The sequence below is a fragment of the Faecalibacterium sp. DFI.5.82 genome (assembly GCF_029076575.1).
In the GTDB taxonomy this organism is placed as follows: domain Bacteria; phylum Bacillota; class Clostridia; order Oscillospirales; family Ruminococcaceae; genus Faecalibacterium; species Faecalibacterium duncaniae.
In genome coordinates, this window is sequence record NZ_JARFIS010000354.1 from 1 (window position 1) to 321 (window position 321).

Sequence of the window (321 nt, forward strand, 5' to 3'; positions counted from 1 at the left end):
AGGAGTTCTTTCCATGAAAAATATGCCGATGTACTGATGTTTTCTCGATGTCCACCAGAAATCCAATCAAACACTTTGCTGGGAATTTGCTGCAGCGTTCCAGTTTTGAACATTGACTGATTATAATTTACCAGCGCCATGCTCTGACAGGCTTCCTGCATAGCATGGCTGATCATGCTTTGAACCGTAAACACCTGAATCACACTGTACAGCGCAATCATTACAATGAGAAATAATGTAAGTGAGATACATGCTTCGATTGCAATCTCACCATCCTGCTCATCCATAAATCCAGAAAATATCTTTTTCAGTGTAATACCC

1 protein-coding gene is annotated in these 321 nt (G+C 40.5%); it reads right to left on the reverse strand.

The features are described 5' to 3' along the window. Positions 1-321 (reverse strand): hypothetical protein (locus tag P0G09_RS16965; RefSeq protein ID WP_275253253.1); only part of this gene is annotated, 321 nt, incomplete at both ends.